This is a genomic window from Curtobacterium sp. MCLR17_043 (genome assembly GCF_003224215.1).
Taxonomy (GTDB): Bacteria; Actinomycetota; Actinomycetes; order Actinomycetales; family Microbacteriaceae; genus Curtobacterium; species Curtobacterium flaccumfaciens.
In genome coordinates this window covers 35,466-48,432 of the sequence record NZ_QKLH01000018.1, presented here as the reverse complement: position 1 = coordinate 48,432, position 12,967 = coordinate 35,466, and the positions used below count along the sequence as shown (strand labels likewise).

At 72.2% G+C, this 12,967-nt stretch carries 14 protein-coding genes; 3 read left to right on the top strand and 11 right to left on the bottom strand.

Going from position 1 to position 12,967, the window contains the following annotated elements:
- Positions 1-48: 48 nt before the first annotated feature.
- A complete protein-coding gene (locus DEJ03_RS15620) occupies positions 49-1,206 on the bottom strand; it encodes a sorbosone dehydrogenase family protein (protein WP_110865330.1) in 1,158 nt (385 codons plus the stop codon).
- 110 nt (positions 1,207-1,316) lie between these two features.
- Between DEJ03_RS15620 and DEJ03_RS15615 the strand changes: the two genes are divergently transcribed.
- Complete coding sequence (locus DEJ03_RS15615; RefSeq protein WP_110865329.1) at positions 1,317-1,715, top strand: cupin domain-containing protein; 399 nt, start codon at positions 1,317-1,319, stop codon at positions 1,713-1,715.
- The gene (locus DEJ03_RS15610; protein WP_027466861.1) at positions 1,712-2,383 is read left to right on the top strand and encodes an SDR family oxidoreductase; all 672 of its coding nucleotides are present in this window, start codon (positions 1,712-1,714) and stop codon (positions 2,381-2,383) included. The genes DEJ03_RS15615 and DEJ03_RS15610 overlap by 4 nt, the downstream gene beginning before the upstream one ends.
- A gap of 136 nt (positions 2,384-2,519) precedes the next feature.
- On the opposite strand, the gene DEJ03_RS15605 is transcribed toward DEJ03_RS15610, so the two are convergent.
- The 7 genes from DEJ03_RS15605 to DEJ03_RS15575 form a co-directional block, all read right to left on the bottom strand.
- Positions 2,520-5,342 carry an ABC transporter permease gene (locus tag DEJ03_RS15605; RefSeq protein ID WP_110865328.1) on the bottom strand — a complete coding sequence of 941 codons (2,823 nt, stop codon included), beginning with the start codon at positions 5,340-5,342 and terminating at the stop codon, positions 2,520-2,522.
- Positions 5,339-6,067: an ABC transporter ATP-binding protein gene (locus tag DEJ03_RS15600; RefSeq protein WP_071404089.1), complete on the bottom strand. Its 729-nt coding sequence runs from the start codon at positions 6,065-6,067 to the stop codon at positions 5,339-5,341. Before DEJ03_RS15600 ends, DEJ03_RS15605 begins: the two co-directional genes overlap by 4 nt.
- The gene (locus tag DEJ03_RS15595) at positions 6,064-6,654 is read right to left on the bottom strand and encodes a PadR family transcriptional regulator (protein ID WP_258370876.1); all 591 of its coding nucleotides are present in this window, start codon (positions 6,652-6,654) and stop codon (positions 6,064-6,066) included. Before DEJ03_RS15595 ends, DEJ03_RS15600 begins: the two co-directional genes overlap by 4 nt.
- A 154-nt stretch (positions 6,655-6,808) precedes the next feature.
- Positions 6,809-7,690: an aldo/keto reductase gene (locus tag DEJ03_RS15590; RefSeq protein WP_027466858.1), complete on the bottom strand. Its 882-nt coding sequence runs from the start codon at positions 7,688-7,690 to the stop codon at positions 6,809-6,811.
- A 73-nt stretch (positions 7,691-7,763) separates the two neighbouring features.
- Positions 7,764-8,351, bottom strand: a complete 588-nt coding sequence (locus DEJ03_RS15585; RefSeq protein ID WP_110865326.1) for a YdeI family protein — start codon at positions 8,349-8,351, stop codon at positions 7,764-7,766.
- 42 nt (positions 8,352-8,393) lie between these two features.
- Positions 8,394-8,939: an acyl-CoA thioesterase gene (locus DEJ03_RS15580; protein ID WP_110865325.1), complete on the bottom strand. Its 546-nt coding sequence runs from the start codon at positions 8,937-8,939 to the stop codon at positions 8,394-8,396.
- A 123-nt stretch (positions 8,940-9,062) separates the two neighbouring features.
- Positions 9,063-9,299, bottom strand: a complete 237-nt coding sequence (locus tag DEJ03_RS15575; protein WP_110865324.1) for a hypothetical protein — start codon at positions 9,297-9,299, stop codon at positions 9,063-9,065.
- A 111-nt stretch (positions 9,300-9,410) separates the two neighbouring features.
- On the opposite strand from DEJ03_RS15575, the gene DEJ03_RS15570 reads away from it, so the two are divergent.
- Entirely contained in the window at positions 9,411-10,397 is a 987-nt protein-coding gene (locus DEJ03_RS15570) for an aldo/keto reductase (protein ID WP_110865323.1), read from the top strand.
- Between the two features lie 164 nt (positions 10,398-10,561).
- Here DEJ03_RS15570 and DEJ03_RS15565 read toward each other — a convergent pair whose 3' ends face one another.
- From DEJ03_RS15565 to DEJ03_RS15555, 3 genes are all read right to left on the bottom strand, one after another.
- Positions 10,562-11,044, bottom strand: a complete 483-nt coding sequence (locus tag DEJ03_RS15565; protein ID WP_110865322.1) for an FBP domain-containing protein — start codon at positions 11,042-11,044, stop codon at positions 10,562-10,564.
- A gap of 155 nt (positions 11,045-11,199) precedes the next feature.
- A complete protein-coding gene (locus tag DEJ03_RS15560) occupies positions 11,200-11,952 on the bottom strand; it encodes a class I SAM-dependent methyltransferase (RefSeq protein WP_110865321.1) in 753 nt (250 codons plus the stop codon).
- A gap of 31 nt (positions 11,953-11,983) precedes the next feature.
- Positions 11,984-12,895 (bottom strand): helix-turn-helix transcriptional regulator, encoded by a 912-nt coding sequence (locus tag DEJ03_RS15555; RefSeq protein ID WP_071406260.1) that lies wholly within the window; start codon positions 12,893-12,895, stop codon positions 11,984-11,986.
- Between the last annotated feature and the right edge of the window lie 72 nt (positions 12,896-12,967).

Here is a 12,967-nt window from a genome sequence, read left to right as displayed (position 1 = left end):
CGGTACTTCGCCCCGTCCGGCGCGAGCGAGGGGCTGCGGGAACCCCTTTCACGTGCGCGTGAACGGGACGGAGACGATCCGGTCGTCCCCGCTCGACGGTGTCCCGCGGCCGTCGGTGTTGTTCGTGACGAACCAGAGCGTGTCCGACGGCCCCTCGAGCACCGTCCGGATGCGGCCGAAGTCCCCCGCAAAGTACTCGGTCGCCGTGCCGGGGTCGTCGGCCGGGACCGCACGGAGCACCTCGCCCCGCAGGTTCGCGACGAACACCGTGTCGTCGACGACGGCGAGGCCGCTCGGGGACGCCTCGTCGGTGGACCACTGCTGCACGGGGTCGACGAACCCCTGGTCCTCGCCGCCGGTGCCCTCGACCTCGGGCCAGCCGTAGTTCGACCCGGGCTCGATCACGTTGAGCTCGTCGTTCGTGTTCTCGCCGAACTCCGACGCGAACATCGTGCCGTCCGACGACCACCCCATGCCCTGCACGTTGCGGTGCCCGAGGCTCCACACCAGTGACCCGTCGATGGGGTTGTCGGCGGGGACGTCGCCGTCCGGGGTGAGCCGCAGGATCTTGCCCGCGAGCGACTCCTCGTCCTGCGCGTCCGTGCTCGCGCCGGCGTCCCCGACGCTCGCGTAGAGCATGTCGTCGGGCCCGAACGCGATCCGCCCGCCGTCGTGGAACGTGTTCTTCGGCAGCCCGTCGATGATCGTCGTCGCCTCGCCGAGACCCCACGACCCGGTGCTCCCCGTCAACTCGTACCGCTGGATCCGGTTGCCGTCGTCGGCCGTGGAGTACACGAACAGGTCGTCGTCGTGCAGCGCGAGCCCGAGCAGTCCGCCCTCGCCGCCGTGGCTGACTCCGTCGACGGTGCCGACCTGACGGGTGGTGCCGTCGGACCGCAGCTCGAGCACCCGGGCCGAGTCGCGCTCGCTGACCAGTGCGTCGCCGTCGTCACCCGTCAGGACCACCGACCAGGGAGCCTCCAGGCCGGTGACCACGTCGGTGGTGTCACCGTCGAGCGCCACCTGACCGGCCGACAGGTCGGCGGGCGCGGTCGCGCGCGCCGACGGCGAACCGTCCCGGTCGGATCCGTCCCGCTCTGCTCCGTCGCCGCTCGTGCAGGCGGTGAGGGCCAGTGCGGCGACGGCGGCGAGGCCGGCCACCGACCAGCGGCGGCGGCTGTGGGGCGTTCCGGCGGGTGTGTCCACGATGATCCTCCCGGGGTCGTGGGTCGATCACACACGCTGCGTTCGGGAAACCCCTGAGGGGGTCTGTCGGCACCTCCCGACGGTGCGCACGGCGGCCTATCGTCGTCGGCATGCAGATCGAACCGAAGCAGCCGACCGTCAAGAACCCGCCCGAGCAGTTCACCGGCGACGTGTACCTCGACGCCATCGCCTCGCCGAAGGAGCCTGGTCAGACGATGACCGTCGCCAAGGTCCGGTTCCTGCCCGGCGCCCGCACCGCGTGGCACTCGCACGCCAGGGGCCAGACCCTGCACGTCACCGAGGGCGTCGCGCGGATGGGCACCCGGGACGGCCGCGTCATCGAGGTGCAGGCTGGACAGACCGTCTACACGCCTGCCGGCGAGGAACACTGGCACGGCGCGACCCCCACCGACTACATGGAACACCTCGCGATGCTCGAGGCCGCCGCCGACCCGGCGACGACCACCACCTGGCTCGAGCACGTGAGCGACGAGGAGTACACCGCATGACCACCATCGCCATCGTCGGGGCCGGCAAGGGCCTCGGCCTCGCCGTCGCCGAGCGCTTCGCCCGTGAGGGCTTCGCCGTCGCCCTGATCTCCCGCAACCAGGACCGGCTGGACGGCCTCGCCGCGGAGCTGCGTGAGCGCGGCCACACCGCAGCCGGGTTCGCCGCGAACGTCCGTGACGGGGACTCCCTGCGCACCGCACTCGAGCGCGCCACCGAGCAGCTCGGCCCCATCGAGGTGCTGCAGTACAGCCCGCTCCCCGCCAAGGAGTACATGCGCCCCGTGCTCGAGACCACGGCGGACGACCTGGTCGGCCCGATCGAGTTCTCGGTCTACGGCTCGGTCAACGCCGTCCGCCAGGTGCTGCCCGGCATGCGCGCGATCGGCCACGGCACGATCCTGTTCGTGAACGGCGGCAGCGCGGTCCGACCGGGCGCCCGCGTCACCGGCACGTCCGTCGCCTTCGCGGCCGAGAGCGCCTACGCGCAGCTGCTGCACGACGCCGTCCGCGACGAGGACGTCCACGTCGGCCAGCTCATCATCCCGTTCGGCATCGACGACGGGCAGCCCGAGCACTCCGGGGAGTCCATCGCCGACCGCCTGTGGGCGATCCACACGGAGCGCGGCGACTTCCGCACCTACGCGGAGGCGCTGCCCGAGCTCGCGTGATCGGCATCGAGTGAGCAGAACGCGACGGGTCCGGAGACGCGACCCGTCGCGTTCTGCTCACTCCCTGACGGACTGGAGGCCCGTGGCGACGCCGCCACGGGCCTCCCGTCCGTCTCGTGCTCGCGGAGCGCGCGCGTCAGTGCGCCCGTCGCACCGCCACCCGCCGCCGACCCCGCGAGGTCAGCCAGGCCCCGGCCGTCACCACGAGGGGCAGGCCGACCGCGAGCAGGGCCAGCACCGGCCAGTCCGGCACGAACGGCATGTGGTTCACCCCGACCGGACTCTCGGTGAAGCGCAGGGTCAGGGCGCGGATCGGCAGGAGTCCGAGGAGCGTCCCGATCACCGAGCCGACCGTGGCCAGGATCGCCGCCTGCCAGGTCGACACCCCTCGGCGCAGGCGCGGTGCGGCACCGATGGCGTCGAGCACCTCGTCGTCCCGCCGGCCGTCGGACCGTGCGAGTCCGATCGCCACCGCCGTCGCACCGATCGTGACGGCCGCGGCCAGTGCGAGCACGATCGCCCGGATGATCGCCTCGTTGTCGATCGGGCCGGCTTCGTACATGAACGACGGGCCGCTCCACCGGGCACGGTCGTCGCCGCCGAAGCTCTGCCACGCCGAGCTCAGCTCGTCCGCCTGGGCCGGGTCGAGGTCGTGGGGCAGCGTCGTGACGAGCATGCCGTCGACCACGGGCACGCCGTACTGCTCGGCGGTCGCCTTCGTCATGAAGACGCCGACCTGGATCCGCGGGGTCTGCACGTCGAGTACCGCGGGGATCGAGACGCTGGCCGCCGGTCGGCTGCGCTCGGTGATGGGGTCGCTCTCCCACGTCCGGTCGTGGAAGGTGTCGACGCGGACCGCACCGTCGTGGGCGTACTCGGGCCAGAGCGACACGGCCTCGCCGCCCTCGAGCGCGTCCCGCACGGCGGCGGACGGCCGGTGCCCGGTGAGCACGGCGTAGTCGTCCACGGTCCCGGTCCAGATGTGCGGGCTCGACACGCTCGCCGTGTCCAGGTAGTACGAGCAGCTCCTGGTGTCGTTCACCGGGCAGTCGTACGCGCTCCAGCGGTGCGGGATCGTGACGGTCGAGGGGGTGTCGCCCGGCTGCTCCTGCGCGACACCGAGCACCCGGATGCGGTCCTGGTCGAAGACCCCGGACACCACCTTCGCGGCGTGGGCCGTCAGTTCTGCGTCGTGGCGACCGGTACTGCCGCCGTCCTTCGTCTCGGTCTGCACCTCGGCCGTCGCGACCCCGACCGCCGTCGTGTACTCGTACCCACGGACGTACTGGGCGTGGCTCGACGCACTCCACGTGATCACGACGGAGGCCACGAACACGACGCTCATCACGCTCGCCAGCACGGGTACCGTGCGGACCGGGTTGCGGCGGGCGTCGCGGGCGGCGAGCCGGGCGGACAGACCGGCCCGCGAGGTGAGCCGGGTGATCAGGGCGAGCAGCCACGGTGAGCAGATAGCGATGCCGAGCTGCATCAGGCACGGCCCGATCGCGACGCCGGCACCGACGACGTAGGCCCACCGGTCGTGCTGCACCGGGCGGTCGTTGAGCATGAGGACGCCGACGCCGCACGCCATCGTCATCACGGCTCCGAGGACCATGAGCAGTGGGCCCCAGATGCGCCGACGACGGCGGGCCGGACGGCTGACGGGCACCGGACGGAGCGAGCCCCGCAGCGCCGCGAGCACGTTGATCCGGGTCGCCGACCGTGCGGCGACGAGCGCGGAGACGAGTCCGGCGAGCACCCCGGCGGCCGCGATGGACAGCAGCAGGAGCGGCGGCACGTGCAACCCGGGGAACGACGCCACGTTGCCGTTGTCGATCAGCCGGTAGGCGAGCACACCGATCCCGGTGCCCGCGGCGACCCCGAGGACCGCGCCGACGAGCCCGAGCACCAGGCCCGACCCGGCGACGATCGTGCGGACGAACCGCTTGTCGCCGCCGACGCTCGTGACGATGGCGTACGAGCGGGTGTCCGCCCGGGTACCGACCAGGAACGCGGCCCCGGCGAGCAGGGCGACCTCGAACATCGCGAAGACGCCGAGCAACCCCATCGCCCCGAGGTACCAGCCGAGTGTCGAGCCCAGCTGCCCACCGGAGAGCCGGGCGTCGGGCGGGTCGAGCACGACCGGACGCGACTGCACGATGATGCCGTGCGCGTTGAGCTGCCGGATCTCCGACCACGTCGGGGCGTCCGACGGCAGGTACACGGTGACGTCGGTGAGCCCGACGTCGTCGGTGGTGTCGGTCGTCGAGAGCGTCGTGCCCCAGGGCAGGAACACGCCCTGCGAACCCGGGTCCGTCCCCAGGTCGGTCATGGTGCCGGTGATCGTGAAGCGCTTGGTGACCGGGTCGGTCAGGTCCACCGTGTCGCCGATGTGCGCCCCGAGGCGGTCGAGCGTCGCCGGCGTGACCATGAGCTCACTGCGCGTGGTCGGCCTGGAACCGTCGAGCACGTGCCAGTGGCCCTCGAGCGACGGGTCCCAGACGCTGCCCTCGACCGCGGTCAGGCCGACGGGACCCTTCGGCCCCTGGACCACGACGGGTGTGCCGCCGACCGGGATCGACAGCGCGCCGTCGGGCACGTGGGCCAGGACGTTCGTGAACGGGGAGTCCTCGTCCGACTTCGTGACGGGGCTGTTCCGCTTCGAGTCCGTGGACTGCCACTGGACGGGGTCCTGCACCATGCCGGGCAGGTCCGGGCCGGACACCCGCATCTGCGCCGATGCCTGGCCGAGGTCGTAGTCGAGCCGCTCGGTTGCGGTGGCCTGTGTGGACTGCACGACGACGGCGACGGCGGCGAACCCGGCGGTGGGGATCCCGATGAGCGCGATGATCAGTGCCGCGCGGCCCGCCTTCGCGAACGCCAGTCGACGCCCCAGACGGAGCGCCGGTCTCAGGGCGAACGGCGTCCGGCCGGTCCCGGCACGCCGACCCCGGCTCACGAGGCGGTCCGGTCCGTCAGCGCGGCCTCGACGCCCGAGTACACGGTCTCGTCGACCACCCGACCGTCGCGCAGGAACACGATCCGGTCCGCCCAGGCCGCGTGCCGGGCGTCGTGGGTCACCAGGAGGGCGCCGGCTCCGGCGTCGACGTGCCGACGGAGCATGCGGAGCACGACCTCGCCGGTCTGCGAGTCGAGGGCTCCGGTCGGTTCGTCGGCGAGCACGAGCCGGCGCTCGCCCACCACGCCGCGGGCGATCGCGACGCGCTGCTGCTGGCCGCCGGACAGGTCGTCCGGGTAGGCGTCGGAGCGGTGCGACAGCTCGACGTTGTCCAGCGCGAGCTCCGCGGCGCGGCGGGCCTGCGAGGCCTTCCACCCGTCCAGCTCGAGCGGCAGTGCCACGTTCTCGACAGCGGTCAGCGAGGGGATCAGGTTGAAGTCCTGGAACACGAACCCGATGAGCCGGCGCCGCAGCGCTGCGAGCTCCTTGGCGGGACGGTCGGACACGAAGGCGCCGTCGATCAGCACCTCACCGCTCGTCGGCGGCAGCAGGGTGCCGGCGCAGGCGAGCAGCGTCGACTTGCCCGACCCCGAGGTGCCCATCACGGCCACCATCTCGCCGCGCTCGACCCGCAGGTCGATCCCGGCCAGGGCGGTGACGGCCTTCGCGCCGGAGCCGTAGTGCACGCTCACGGCGTCGAGCTGCAGGAGCGGTGCGGCGGTCACCGCGCGCTCCGGGGAGCGGAAGCGGCAGCGGCAGCGGAGGCGTCGGCACTGGCAGGCGCCGCCGGGTGTTCGTCCGGCCGGTACCGCGCGACACTCGACTCCACGTGGTCGAGCCAGCGCACCTCGGCCTCGGCCTGGAACACCATCGACTCGAGCACGAGCGACCACGCCAGGTCCGTCGACGGGTCGGTCGTGCGCTTCAGCCGCGTCAGGTCCTGCAGGTTCCGGATCGCGGCACCGCGCTGCACCTGCACCAGCCGGGCGACGTCGACCCCGGGCACGGTCACGGCGAGGGCGAACTTGATCGCCAGCTCGTCGCGGCCGCGCTTGGCCGGCACGGGCTCGCTGAACCAGCGGGCCACCTCGGCCCGACCCGCGTCGGTCGCCGTGTAGACGACGTGTCCGTCGTCGTCGGCGTCGCCGCGGGCCACGAGGCCGTCGCGTTCCAGGCGGTCCAGGGTCGTGTAGACCTGGCCGATGTTCAGCGGCCAGCTCCCGCCGGTGCGGTGCTCGAACTCCCCCCGGAGCTGGTACCCGTAGCCGGGTCCCCCCACCAGCAGCGCGAGTACGCCCATCCGAACGCTCATGACACTTCCCCTGTCTCGGGCCACCGTGGCCATACTGAGTATGCACATACCCGGTATGCGTGCGCAAGCACGGATCTGAACAGGGCGGAAAACGGACGGGAGGCGCGGTGCCAGCTGGCACCGCGCCTCCCGTCCGTCTGCTGGTCGCGTCGGGTCAGTGACCCAGCTTCGCCAGCTCCTCGAACTCGTCGTCGGTCAGCTCGACGGTGGCACCCGCGAGGTTGTCCTCCAGGTGCGCGACGCTCGACGTGCCGGGGATCGGCAGCATCACCGGGGAGCGCTTGAGCAGCCACGCGAGCGCGAGCTGCGCCGGGGTGGCTCCCTTGCGCTCGGCGATCTCGGTGAGCGGCGAGTCCTCGCCCGTCAGGCCACCCGTGGCCAGGGGGAACCACGGGATGAAGCCGATGCCCTGCTCCTCGGACCAGTCGAGCAGCTCCTCGGCGTCACGCTTCTGCAGGTTGTAGAGGTTCTGCACGGAGACGATCGTGGCGATCTCCTGCGCGGCCTTGACCTCGTCGACGGAGACCTCGGACAGGCCGATGTGGCGGATCTTGCCCTCGTCCTGCAGCTTCTTCAGCTCGCCGACCTGGTCCTCGAGCGGGACCTTCGGGTCGATGCGGTGCAGCTGGAACAGGTCGATGCGCTCGAGGCCCAGGCGGCGGAGGCTCATCTCGGCCTCTTGCCGGAGGTACTCGGGGCGGCCGACGGGCGGCCAGACGTTCGGGCCGGTGCGGGTGAGGCCGGCCTTCGTGGCGATGACGACGTCGTCGCCGTAGGGGTGCAGGGCCTCCTTGAGGAGCTCCTCGGCGACGTAGGGGCCGTACGAGTCGGCGGTGTCGAAGAAGTTCACGCCGAGCTCGACGGCGCGCTTGAGGACGCGGATCGCCTCGTCGTGGTCCTTCGGCGGTCCCCAGACGCCGGGCCCGGTGAGCTGCATGGTGCCGTAGCCGAGCCGGTTGACCTCGAGGTCGCCGCCGATGCGGAAGGTGCCGGAGGACGCGGCCGGACGGTTCGTGGTGTCAGTGCCTGTGGTCATGTCCCCGGTCTACGCCCGGTGCGTTGCCGGTCCCTGAGTCGGTGTCCCCCGACCGCTTGCGGTGTTCGCAGGTCTACGGACGGGCGGGCCGCGGGTACGGGGTCTCGCCGCGTTCGAGTCCGCCGACGAGCTTGGTGAGCCGGTTCGTCCGCACCGTGGCGTTCGGGGCGGTGGTGATGCGGTGCAGCACGGCGTACCGGTTCGTGGCGTCGAGCTCGGCGAACAGTGCGGCGGCTGCGGGGGCGGCGTCGAGCGCGGCCTGCAGGTCCTCGGGCACCGTGGCCGTGGCGGATCCGGCGTAGGCGCGGTCCCACCGGCCGTCACCCTTGGCGCGCTCGATCTCGGCGTGCCCGCGCTCCCGCATCCGCCCCTCGGCGATCAGTGCCGCGACCAGGCCGAGGTTCCGCTGCGACCACAGCGAGGCCTTCCGGCGCGGGGTGAACCGCTGGCGGTAGGTGGAGTGGTCGCGCCCGCGCCGCTGCCCGTCGATCCACCCGGAGCAGAGCGCCTCGTCGAGGGCGGTGTCGTAGGTCAGCGTCGTCGGCTCGGTGACGCCCTTCTTGGCGAGGACGAGCCACACGCCGTCGGGTTCGTGCTCGTGGTCGTCGAGCCAGGCGCGCCACGCGGCGACGTCCGGCAGCACCAGGTCGACGATGTCCATGCGGTCATCGTAGGACCGGCCGGCGACGTCGATCAGCGCGGGTCAGGCCGAGCTGCTGCTGATCCGGGTCGCACTCGCCCAGTCGTGCACCCAGTCGGGCACGGTCAGGTCGCGGTCCGCGCCGCCCGCCGCTTCGAGCAGGTCCGCGGTCGGCACCGTCCCGCCGGAACGTCGCAGGAACCGGGCCTGCACCACCGCGCGGGCCATCACGGCACCCTGCCGCACGAACGTCTGCTCCAGGTACACGGCACGGTCGTCGACCCCGAGCACGTGGGTGCGGAGCTCGAACCGCTGCCCGAGCGTCAGCGACCGCTTGTACGTGATCGTCTGCGCCGAGACGACGGGGTACCAGCCGTGCTCGCTCAGTGCTGCCCAGTACCCGGAGCGGAGCATCAGGTCGAGCCGACCGAGGTCGAGCATCGACAGGTACTTGCCGTTGTTGACGTGCCGCAGCGGGTCGAGGTCGGTGGGAGCGACCCGGAACGGCGTCCGGACCTCGTCCCAGAGCGACGCCCGGCGGCGTCCACCGACCCGAGCGCGCAGACGGGTCCGCAGCTGCAGCAAGAGCAGTCGGAAGTACAGGTTCACGGATTGATCACACCAGTGCGCGGAGCAATCGTGCGAGCACCTTGGAGGAACCTCACGAAGCGCCGGTAGCCCTGGTCACCGCGGACCCGCTGCTTCCGACAACCGCCGGAGCGGCCGGGTGGGTCAGCCGGAGAACATCCCGCTGGAGGCGCTGCCACCCGGGTGCGCGGTCCTCGACACCCCTTCGGCCGTCGATCGAGCGGCGTCGGCCTCGACCATGGCACGTGACCCGGCCGTGGGGTCGGAGAAGTCCTCGAGGTCCGCGAGCGCTCGCCGCCGACGGCGGTTCTGCACCTCGAGCACGACGAGCAGGGCGCCGAGCACGACGACCACGGCGATGACGATCCAGATGATGACCATGACACTCCCCCGAGCCCGGGGCGTCTGCCCCGTCCCTCGCAGCGTAGCGGTGCGGAGGCGGGTACAGCCAGTGCCTCCCGCCGTCAGGGGGACCGGGAGTAGACCTGCAGCATGCAGACACGCAAGCTCGCAGACCTCGAGGTCGGACCGATCGGCCTCGGAACCATGGGCATGAGCGCCTTCTACACGGGCGCCGGCACCGACGACGACGAGTCGATCCGCACCATCCACCGCGCGATCGACCTCGGCGTCACCCTGTTCGACACCGCCGAGGCGTACGGCCCCTACACGAACGAGGAACTCCTGCGCCGCGCGCTCGAGGGCCGCCGCGACGACGTCGTCATCGCGACCAAGTTCGGCCTGTACCACCACGAGGCCGGTGAAGAGACGCCGACGCAGCAGCGCGGGATCTCCAGCAAGCCAGAGTCCGTGCGCGAGGCGCTCGAGGGCTCACTCCGGCGCCTCGGCACGGACCACATCGACCTCTACTACCAGCACCGCGTCGACCCGGCTGTCCCGATCGAGGACGTCATCGGCCAGCTCGCCGGCTTCGTGCAGGAGGGCAAGATCCGGCACATCGGACTGTCCGAGGCCGGTGCCGAGACCATCCGCAAGGCCCACGCCGTCCACCCGATCACCGCGCTGCAGAGCGAGTACTCGCTGTGGACGCGGGACCCCGAGGGCGACGTGCTCGACACCCTGCGCGAGCTCGGCATCGGCCTGGTGCCGTACTCGCCGCTCGGCCGCGGGTTCCTGACGGGTGCCATCACGAAGCCGTCCGACCTGGACTCCGACGACTTCCGCCTGGCGAACCCGCGCTTCCAGCAGGAGGCGTTCGAGCAGAACATGCGCATCGTCGACGCGGTCAAGGACATCGCGACCGAGGCTGGCGCCACCCCGGCGCAGGTGTCGCTCGCCTGGCTGCTCGCCCAGGGCGACGACATCGTCCCGATCCCCGGCACGAAGCGGGTCTCCCGCCTCGAGGAGAACGTCGGCGCAGCCGACCTGACCCTCACGGCGGACCAGCTGTCGCGCCTGTCGGCGCTGCCGGTCCCGACCGGTGACCGCTACCCCGACATGTCGACCATCGGTCGGTAGACGCGACCGGTTGACGGCCTGGAGGCCCGTGGCGGATCCGTCACGGGCCTCCCGTCCGTCGTCAGTCGCGTTTGCGGACGCGAGACGCCGGCGTCAGCGCGAGACGCCTCCGAATCCGGCGGCGTCTCGCTGACTCGGCGGCGTCCTTCGAGGACGCCGGCGTCTCAGACCTCGGCGGCGAAGGACGCGGCCCGGACCTGCAGGTCCTCGATGCGCCGGAGGCGCGCGGCCTCGACGTCGTAGCCCTCGTAGGCGGGCGGCGGGAGCTTCCGGACGTTCCGCGAGCACTGGAAGTCCTGGCAGACCAGGGTGCCGACGGTGTTGCCGTTCCGTCCGGCCGGCCCGGACCGTTTCGCGCTGTAGAACGCGACGTCGTTCGGCAGCTTGACGTCCTGGCACCACGAGCACTGGGCACGGGAGCGGGGCGAGGCCTCGGCCTGCCGGAACAGGATGCCGATCAGGTCGCCGTCCAGGGTCGGCACGACGGCGTACGCACGCCGCCCGATCTTCGGGTCGCGCCAGCCGAGGTAGTCGAGCGCGTCCCAGTCGAGCGTCTCGAAGCCGGCGGGCAGCGTGAGGTCGGACACCTCCTTGCGCGAGGCGTTGACGAAGGACGTGCGGAGGGTCTTCTCCACGATGGGGAGCATGGGTGATCGCTTTCGTGCGGGCCCGGGGCGTGCAGACGCACACCGCACCGGGCGGAGGAGGTCAGGGTTCGACGAGGGCGGCCGCACCCGAGGGCACGACCGAGGGCCTCACGCCCTGATGCCGGCGATACGGGCGCCGACCACCTCCTGGAAGCTCACCCGACCAGCCTACGACCGGGTGTCAAGCCCGCCCGGTCCGTCCGCGGCCGGTTCGGCGTCGCCGTGACCAGGACGACCGAGCCCTCGTACGTCGGGCGGATCCGCAACGACCCGTGCCGCCGGTCCCACTCCCCCGACTCCAGCGCGGTCCGGAGCGCTGCCACCGACCGCCGGACGGTGAACTCGTCGACCAGGCCCCACGTCGGGTCCGCCTGGCGCACGCCGGGGTCGAGCAGTCGCTCGGGGCGGGCGTAGTACGCCTCGGCGAACCCGTCGACGCACGTGAACGGGATCGGCAACGGGGTGCTCGTCACGGTGTCGTCGCCCAGCGCGTCGGCAATCCGCGGCAGTGCGGGGTGGCGACGGGCGTCGGCCGCCAGCACCTCGGGCGCGTACTCGGCGAGCCAGGAGCGCTCGATGCGGTCGGGGTCGAACGTCAGCACCACGATCGGGCCCCGGGTCACGCGACGCACCTCGGCGAGCCCGCGTTCGAGGTCGTCCCACTCGTGCAGCGAGAAGGTCGTCATCGCGGCGTCGAAGATGTCGTCGGCGAAGGGCAGGTCTCCGGCGGGCTCCACGGCGGTCACATCGCGGTCGGTCGGCGCGTACGAAGGGGAACCGGCACCGATGTCGAGGACGGTCCGGGCGTCGCCGAGTGCCTTCGCGACCGCGCGGGCGAACGCGGGTTCGGGCCGGCGGTGCTGCCGGTGGTCCGCGTCCCCGGCTGAGCCGTCCGTCGTCCTCGTCACGTCCCCACCCTACGAAGCCGCGGGGTCCGGGTCAGTCGACCGACTCGGACTCGGACTCCGACTCGCGCAGGGCCGCGTACTGCTCTGCCCGCTCCGTCGCGGCCCAGCTGCCGAGCAGCGCGAGCGACCGCTCGGACTCGCTGCCCGGTTCGGCCGAGTACGAGAACAGCGTCAGGCCGGGGTCGGCGACCAGGTCGAGCGCCTCGTAGGACAGCCGCAGCTCCCCCACGATCGGGTGGTCGATGCGCTTCTTGCCGGTGCGCTGCATCCGGACGTCGTGGGCGGCCCACCAGCCGCGGAACTCCTCGCTCCGGGTGGAGAGCTCACCGACGAGCGTGATGAGCCCCGGCTCGCAGGGGTTCGACACCGCGGCGGTCCGGAGCACGGCCACGGCGTCCTTCGCGGTCTGCGCCCAGTCGGGGAAGAAGTCGCGGGCGGCCGGGTCGAGGAAGGTGAAGCGAGCGGTGTTCACCGGGCGTCCGGGGCCCGCGAAGAGCGGTGCGTAGAGCGCACGGCCGAGTTCGTTCGTCGCGACGACGTCCCCGCGCTCGTTCCGCACCCAGGCCGGTGCGCCGGTGATGGCGTCGAGCAGCCGCTGCACGCCGGGGCGCACGCGGGTCGGCACGTTCCGGTGCATGACCTTCGCGCCGGAGTTCGCCAGGCGCGTGAGGTCCCACAAGTGCGCACGCTCGTCCTCGTCGAGCTGCAGGGCGCTCGCCAGGCCCTCGAGCACGCTGTCCGAGACGCCCTTGAGCGAGCCGCGCTCGAGTCGCGTGTAGTAGTCGACGCTGACGCCGGCGAGCATGGCGACCTCGTGCCGACGCAGCCCGGGCACGCGTCGGACCCCGCCGCCGAACGACGGCATGCCGACCTGCTCGGGGGTGAGCCGCGCCCGTCTGGAGGACAGGAAGTCGCGGATCTCGTTGCGCACGTCGATACCCATGCGACGAGCGTACGTGCCCGGGCTGTCCGTCCGGCAGGCACGGGCGGTACCCGTCAGCCCCCGGTGCGCAGA

Coding starts and splice junctions, on each gene's coding strand:
- DEJ03_RS15615 (WP_110865329.1), top strand. CDS start 1,317: ATGCAGATCGAACCGAAGCAGCCGACCGTCAAGAACCCGCCCGAGCAG.
- DEJ03_RS15610 (WP_027466861.1), top strand. CDS start 1,712: ATGACCACCATCGCCATCGTCGGGGCCGGCAAGGGCCTCGGCCTCGCC.
- DEJ03_RS15595 (WP_258370876.1), bottom strand. CDS start 6,654: ATGAGCGTTCGGATGGGCGTACTCGCGCTGCTGGTGGGGGGACCCGGC.
- DEJ03_RS15590 (WP_027466858.1), bottom strand. CDS start 7,690: ATGACCACAGGCACTGACACCACGAACCGTCCGGCCGCGTCCTCCGGC.
- DEJ03_RS15585 (WP_110865326.1), bottom strand. CDS start 8,351: ATGGACATCGTCGACCTGGTGCTGCCGGACGTCGCCGCGTGGCGCGCC.
- DEJ03_RS15575 (WP_110865324.1), bottom strand. CDS start 9,299: ATGGTCATCATCTGGATCGTCATCGCCGTGGTCGTCGTGCTCGGCGCC.
- DEJ03_RS15570 (WP_110865323.1), top strand. CDS start 9,411: ATGCAGACACGCAAGCTCGCAGACCTCGAGGTCGGACCGATCGGCCTC.
- DEJ03_RS15565 (WP_110865322.1), bottom strand. CDS start 11,044: ATGCTCCCCATCGTGGAGAAGACCCTCCGCACGTCCTTCGTCAACGCC.
- DEJ03_RS15555 (WP_071406260.1), bottom strand. CDS start 12,895: ATGGGTATCGACGTGCGCAACGAGATCCGCGACTTCCTGTCCTCCAGA.